The following is a 6,298-nucleotide window of genomic DNA, read 5'->3' on the forward strand; positions in this document are numbered from 1 at the left end:
CAGGAAATGCAGCATCGATCAGGCACGGAAAATGTGCCGGGAATCGTAGCATTTGCTAAAGCACTTCGTTTAACACTTGAACATGCTGCTCAAAATCAGCAAAAAATGCGGAAAATAAAAGCAGAACTGATGGACAACCTTTCTGCTCACGAAAGAATCACGATTAATACGCCGAATGAGCATTCGGCACCCCATATTATAAATTTTACAGCACAAGGTATTAAAGGTGAGGTTTTTGTTCACGCTCTTGAAGAAAAAGGAGTGTTTGTATCCACTACATCTGCTTGCTCATCAAAGCGAAAAAAGCCAAGCAAAACGCTTTTAGCTATCGGTAAAAATTACGAAGAAGCCGATCAGTCCATTCGATTAAGCTTGTCAGGCTTAAATGATTATAATGAAGTAACGCCTATTGTAAATGCTATTTTCACAGTAATTGAAGATCTAAAGAAAGTAATGAGGTAAATGATTATGATATATAACCATATTTTAATTCGGTACGGAGAAATCTCAACCAAAGGACAAAATAGAAAAAAATTTGTTGCCCAGCTAAGAAAAAATATTGTAACGGCTCTTAGTGCATTCCGAAATATTCACGTAAAATACACAAGAGACCGCATGTATATTCACTTAAACGGTGAAAATCACGAGCTTATCATCGAACGTCTTCAGCAAATCTTTGGTATTCAAAGCTTTAGTTTAGCATTAAAAGTTGAAAATGAGCTTGAAGCGATTCAAGAAGCAGCGTTAGAAGCAATGAAAGAATTTGATGTAGAAGGAAAAACATTCAAAGTATCTACTCGAAGAGCGTATAAACAATTTCCTCTTGATACAAACGAATTAAATTATGAAGTAGGAAGTCATATTCTACGAAATACAGAGCATCTAAAGGTAAACGTAAAAGAACCAAGCGTAAATGTACGAGTAGAAGTGAGAAGTGAAGCAACGTATATTACATGTTTTGATTATCGCGGAGCAGGAGGTCTTCCAGTTGGTACGAGTGGAAAAGCGATGCTGATGCTTTCTGGAGGAATCGACAGCCCGGTTGCAGGATACTTAGCCATGAAGCGCGGTTTAGAAATAGAAGCGGTTCATTTTTACAGTCCGCCTTTTACAAGTGAACGTTCTAAGCAAAAAGTCATCGATTTAACGCAAAAACTAACGGCTTATCACGAAAAAGTAAAGCTGCATATTGTACCGTTTACAGCTGTACAGCAAGCGATTCAAAAGCAAATTCCAGAGAATTATACCATGACCTCTACACGTCGTATGATGCTTCGAATTACGGACCTTATTCGTGAAAAAAATGAATCGTTAGCTATCGTAACTGGCGACAGCTTAGGGCAGGTAGCTAGTCAAACGGTTGAGAGCATGTATGCGATTAATGAAGTGACTAATACGCCAATTTTGCGTCCGCTTGTAACAATGGATAAAACGGAGATTGTTGAAATTGCCCGCAAAATTGATACACATGAAATTTCGAATCGACCGTATGAAGACTGCTGTACAATTTTTACCCCAAGCTCACCAAAAACGAAGCCAAAGCGTGAAAAAATAAATCGATACGAACAATTTTATGATTTTGAAACATTAATTCAAGAAGCGGTAAATAATGTAGAAACGCTTGAGATGACAGCTTCTTCGGCTACAAATACCGCAGACAGCGTAGAAGATTTGTTTTAAAAGTTAAATTTCATAAAATTACCAAAAAAATAATGTATGATGCCATGTGTTTTGACACAATCTATATTCAACAAGGAGGTGAAAACACATGGCAAACACAAACAAATTAGTAGCTCCTGGTTCAGCAGCTGCTATCGACCAAATGAAATACGAAATCGCTTCTGAATTCGGTGTAAATCTTGGACCAGAAGCAACAGCTCGCGCTAACGGATCTGTTGGTGGAGAAATCACTAAACGCTTAGTTCAAATGGCTGAGCAACAACTTGGTGGTAAATAAGTCATATTAACTAAATAATGATGGCTAAAAAGAGTGGGGGAAACCTCACTCTTTTGTCTTGTTTGTTTTGTCACGTATAATAGAGACAAGATCAAGCTTTATAAAGTAAAGGAGATGTTGGCGATGGGGACTTTATTTTACGGAGGCAAAATATATACGATGCTAAAAGAAGATGAGCATGTAGAAAGCGTATATGTTGAAAAAGGATTTATTGAAGATATAGGCACAGAAGAAAATCTAAGAATCAAATGGGGTGCTGAGATTGACAAAGAAGTACACCTCAAAGGATATTCAATGTATCCGGGCTTTGTAGATAGCCATCTTCACTTAATTGGTCATGGTGAAAAGCTCATTAGGCTTGATTTGTCTCAAGCTACTTCTAGGGAAGACGTGCTGATGCGCGTTCGGCAAAAAGTAGAGAGTACACCAAAAGGAGAATGGGTAATTGGAGAAGGTTGGGATGAAAATCAGTGGGAAGATTCCTCTTTGATTCAGTATCAAGATCTTGATCAACTTTCAACAGAACATCCTATTATGTTGAAGCGAGTCTGTCGTCACGGATTAGTAGTAAACGGGACTGCTCTTAAAATAGCCGGGATTACAGCTGAAACATGTGACCCGGAGGGAGGTATTATCCAGAGGGATGAAGCGGGAAATCCTACCGGTTTTTTGGCTGATCAAGCGCAAGAATTAGTAACGGCTCATATTCCTCAAGTATCGGAAGCATATATTCGACAAGCTCTTTCAGTAGCTATTAAAGATTGTATTCAGCACGGATTGACGGGTGGACATACGGAAGATTTAAATTATTATGGAGGCTTTTTGCGTACATATCAAGCATTTCAAGACGTTATTCATAAAGAAAAGCAGCTGTTTCGTGCTCATTTACTTGTTCATCATGAAGCTGTAGATGATATGTATACATACGTTGAAGAAAAGAAAGACACATCCGCTTTTATTGAAATAGGGCCAATGAAGATTTTTGCTGATGGTTCTCTCGGCAGTCAATCTGCTCTTTTAAGCTTTCCATACAAAAGCGACCCATCTACAAGAGGTGTAGCTATTCAATCACTCGATGAATTAAAACAGCTAGTGAGAAAAGCAAGAGAATTGGGCATGACGGTTGCAATTCATGCGATTGGTGATTTAGCGTTTCAATATGTAGTAGAAAGCATCGAACAATATCCTCCTCAAACAGGGCAAAGAGATCGTATTATTCATGCGCAAATTCTACGAAAAGATTTAGTTGAGCGTGTAAAAAAGCTCCCGGTTGTATTGGATATCCAGCCTCGGTTTTTAGCCAGTGATTTTCCATGGGTCATTGAAAAAATTGGAGAAGAGCATTTGGATTATTGCTATGCGTGGAAAACGTTATTGGACGAGGGCGTTATGTGTGCAGGCGGATCGGATGCGCCTATTGAACCTATCAATCCCATGTTAACAATTCATGCAGCAGTTTCTAGAAAAACTTCTCCAAATAGCTCGGTCATTTACATACCGTCTGAGCGACTTACAGTATTTGAAGCTGTTCAGCTGTTTACTTTAGGAAGTGCGCAGGCCATTCATCAAGAGGACAAAAAAGGATATATTCAAAAGGACTATGTAGCTGATTTTACCGTATTAGAAAGAGATCTGTTTGAGATACCTGCAGATGATATTCCAGGGGTACAGGTGCAGATGACTGCTATTAATGGAGAAATTGTATATCAAAAATAAAAGCGCCCAAGGGCGCTTTTTATTATAGAAATGTACGCTTAACTCGTTGCCAGAAAGAGTTATCTTTCAGTTTAACCGTTTTAATTTGACGGTCGCTTAAACGAATTTGAACTTGATCAACTTGGCGTGCATTTAATGCTTCGTTATCTATTCCAATAATTGGACTGTGGTTGTTGTCATTGGATAGTTTTAAAGTGAGCGTATGCTCAGCGCTTAGGATGAATGAAGATCCTAATGTACGATAGTTATTATTATTTAGCGATGCCAATTCGCTGACTTGCATACAAGGAATTAACGGATCAACTACGGCTCCACTTACCGATTTATTATAAGCCGTACTGCCTGTTGGTGTTGAAATAATCATCCCATCCCCACGGAATGTTTCAAAGTGATTTTCATTAATAAAAACATCTAGACTGAGTGTTTTTATAACACCTGATCGAATCGAACATTCATTTAAGCAATAAAAAGAAGTTCCTTGATCAATTTGAGTTTGTAAAACGGGAAATCGACGTACTTCTATATTTTCTGTCGTAATAGCTTCAATCATTTTATCCGTTTCATCGATATGAAAATCGCAGTAAAAGCTTAGTTGATCTGAAGTTGTGACACCAGCATATAAGCAGTCATCTCGAAAGCCAGATTGACGGACAGCCTGTAAGAAAGCTCCGTCACCGCCAATACTTACAATGATGTTAGCGCTGTCGAAATGATCTACTACTTGAAAGTCATATTGTTTTGCAAGTTCAATAAGTGGACTTACAAGCGCCTTTGTTTCCAGGTTTTTTGGATGAAAGAAATAAACGTTGCGACGATTTGGCATAGATAGTTCCCCCTTGTTTGTCTGATATGTAAAATATTAGCGATAAAGTAAACTTTTTAAAAAAAGTTTGTTACAATAATTATAGCATTATTGCTTTAAGAATTAAAAGAATAATCTTTTAATTCTGACACCTAAAAAGGAGGATTTTCATGAACAAAAAAAGGTGGATTGCTCTTTTAATTGCAGCCTGCTTATTCATTTTTTCTGCGATTGTTAATATTGGTTTTTCAGTCAAAGAAGAAAAAGATGACGGTCTGGCAGGCATATTTGGAGGAGACGACAGTGAACTATCAGAAACAGTTATCGAAAAAGGGAATGCAGCTAAGAAAATTGCAGTGCTAGAGGTCAATGGAACGATTCAAGATACAGGAAGCGGTTCCTCTCCGCTTATGTCCCAAAATGGTTATAACCACCAAGCATTTTTAAAGCAGCTAGAGGCTGCAAAAAATGATAAGGCAGTTAAAGGAGTCATTATTAAGGTGAATTCACCGGGCGGCGGCGTCGTTGAAAGTGCTGAAATACATAAAAAAATTGAAGAGCTGAAGAAAGAAACGAAAAAGCCAGTGTATATTTCAATGGGATCAATGGCTGCTTCAGGAGGCTATTACATTTCAACAGCGGCTAACAAAATCTATGCAATCCCGGACACTTTAACAGGTTCACTAGGTGTAATTATGCAAAGCGTTAACTACGGCAAGCTGGCTGATAGACTAGGAGTAGAATCTGTCGTGATTAAAAGCGGGGCTCATAAAGATATTATGTCTCCAACAAGAGAAATGACCGGAGAAGAAAAAGAAATTATGCAAACACTTGTAGACAACTCGTACGATGGTTTCGTCAATGTTATCTCTGAGGGACGTCACTTGTCTAAAGAAAAAGTGCGTTCTATCGCAGATGGACGAGTGTACGATGGACGTCAGGCTAAAGAGCTGAAGCTGGTCGATCAACTAGGCTATTTTGAAGATGCGGTAACAGGAATGGAAAAAGATTATAAGTTAAAAGGGGCACAAGTAATTCAATACGATCAAGGATTCGGACTGCCTTCTTGGCTTTCAATGAGCATGCAAAAAGTAATAGGTGGAGATGAACAAGTCACTGCAATGTTAAAAACATTTGCGCAGCCAAGCTCTCCGCGTCTGATGTATTTATATGCAGAATAGAGGTGGGAACATGGAAAATCAGTCTCATTCAACCGAATCAAACGACAATATAAAACATGAGCCAGCGGTAAGTACGCCAATAGGTAGTGAATTCCATTATGCAGGCTTTTGGATGCGCTTTTGGGCATATCTTTTAGATCTAGCTGTGGTAGCTAGCTTGAACTCTCTGCTGATCAAGCCCATTTTCCATTTAGCAGGTATTTCTCGAGAAGATGGATTTTTTTCTCCTTATACGATTGTAACGGTTATTATCTTCTATGGTTATTTTGTTTTAATGACCAAGTATTTTGGACAAACGCTTGGAAAAATGGTGTTTGGGCTTAAAGTAGTATCGCTGAAAGACTCCACGTTAACTTGGCCTGTTGTGCTGTTTCGTGAAGGAGTTGGACGCTATATTTCTAAAACGGTTTTTTTACTAGGCTATTTATTAGTTGCGTTTTTACCTAAGAAGCAAGGAGCACACGATTACTACGCAGATACAACCGTCATACACGAAGGTACAATCAGCAGATAATAAAAACGGGCTGGAATAAAAGGATTTTAGACGAAGTAAAAAACGAACCACTGATCAAGACTTTTGATTAGTGGTTCGTTTTTTTTGTTATGGTAAACGCAGGTTTCATTTGTTTAGATTCTTCTAGC

General features: G+C 38.4%; 7 protein-coding genes. 6 read left to right on the top strand and 1 reads right to left on the bottom strand.

Annotated elements, in window-relative coordinates; all coding sequences use genetic code 11:
• The 4 genes from AC1DRF_RS14190 to AC1DRF_RS14205 all read left to right on the top strand — a co-directional run.
• A partial coding sequence (locus AC1DRF_RS14190; RefSeq protein ID WP_477740973.1) for an aminotransferase class V-fold PLP-dependent enzyme occupies positions 1 to 462 on the top strand: 462 nt, incomplete at its 5' end.
• Between the two features lie 6 nt (positions 463 to 468).
• Positions 469 to 1,680, top strand: coding sequence for a tRNA uracil 4-sulfurtransferase ThiI (gene thiI, locus AC1DRF_RS14195; RefSeq protein WP_477740974.1), 1,212 nt, complete (start codon positions 469 to 471; stop codon positions 1,678 to 1,680).
• Between the two features lie 88 nt (positions 1,681 to 1,768).
• Positions 1,769 to 1,957 (top strand): alpha/beta-type small acid-soluble spore protein, encoded by a 189-nt coding sequence (locus AC1DRF_RS14200; protein ID WP_013059477.1) that lies wholly within the window; start codon positions 1,769 to 1,771, stop codon positions 1,955 to 1,957.
• A gap of 123 nt (positions 1,958 to 2,080) precedes the next feature.
• The gene (locus tag AC1DRF_RS14205) at positions 2,081 to 3,673 is read left to right on the top strand and encodes an amidohydrolase (RefSeq protein WP_477740975.1); all 1,593 of its coding nucleotides are present in this window, start codon (positions 2,081 to 2,083) and stop codon (positions 3,671 to 3,673) included.
• 22 nt (positions 3,674 to 3,695) lie between these two features.
• On the opposite strand, the gene AC1DRF_RS14210 is transcribed toward AC1DRF_RS14205, so the two are convergent.
• Positions 3,696 to 4,496 (bottom strand): NAD kinase, encoded by an 801-nt coding sequence (locus AC1DRF_RS14210; protein ID WP_477740976.1) that lies wholly within the window; start codon positions 4,494 to 4,496, stop codon positions 3,696 to 3,698.
• 149 nt (positions 4,497 to 4,645) lie between these two features.
• Here AC1DRF_RS14210 and sppA point away from each other — a divergent pair, with 149 nt between their 5' ends.
• Complete coding sequence (sppA, locus tag AC1DRF_RS14215) at positions 4,646 to 5,656, top strand: signal peptide peptidase SppA (protein ID WP_043975976.1); 1,011 nt, start codon at positions 4,646 to 4,648, stop codon at positions 5,654 to 5,656.
• A gap of 10 nt (positions 5,657 to 5,666) precedes the next feature.
• Positions 5,667 to 6,170, top strand: a complete 504-nt coding sequence (locus AC1DRF_RS14220) for an RDD family protein (RefSeq protein WP_097824677.1) — start codon at positions 5,667 to 5,669, stop codon at positions 6,168 to 6,170.
• The last annotated feature ends 128 nt before the right edge of the window (positions 6,171 to 6,298 follow it).

This window comes from Priestia sp. P5_B4, from assembly GCF_056400385.1.

What these genes read in the sequence shown, in the direction of transcription:
- thiI (WP_477740974.1), top strand. Translation starts at nt 469, where the DNA reads ATGATATATAACCATATTTTAATTCGGTACGGAGAAATCTCAACCAAA.
- AC1DRF_RS14200 (WP_013059477.1), top strand. Translation starts at nt 1,769, where the DNA reads ATGGCAAACACAAACAAATTAGTAGCTCCTGGTTCAGCAGCTGCTATC.
- AC1DRF_RS14205 (WP_477740975.1), top strand. Translation starts at nt 2,081, where the DNA reads ATGGGGACTTTATTTTACGGAGGCAAAATATATACGATGCTAAAAGAA.
- AC1DRF_RS14210 (WP_477740976.1), bottom strand. Translation starts at nt 4,496, where the DNA reads ATGCCAAATCGTCGCAACGTTTATTTCTTTCATCCAAAAAACCTGGAA.
- sppA (WP_043975976.1), top strand. Translation starts at nt 4,646, where the DNA reads ATGAACAAAAAAAGGTGGATTGCTCTTTTAATTGCAGCCTGCTTATTC.
- AC1DRF_RS14220 (WP_097824677.1), top strand. Translation starts at nt 5,667, where the DNA reads ATGGAAAATCAGTCTCATTCAACCGAATCAAACGACAATATAAAACAT.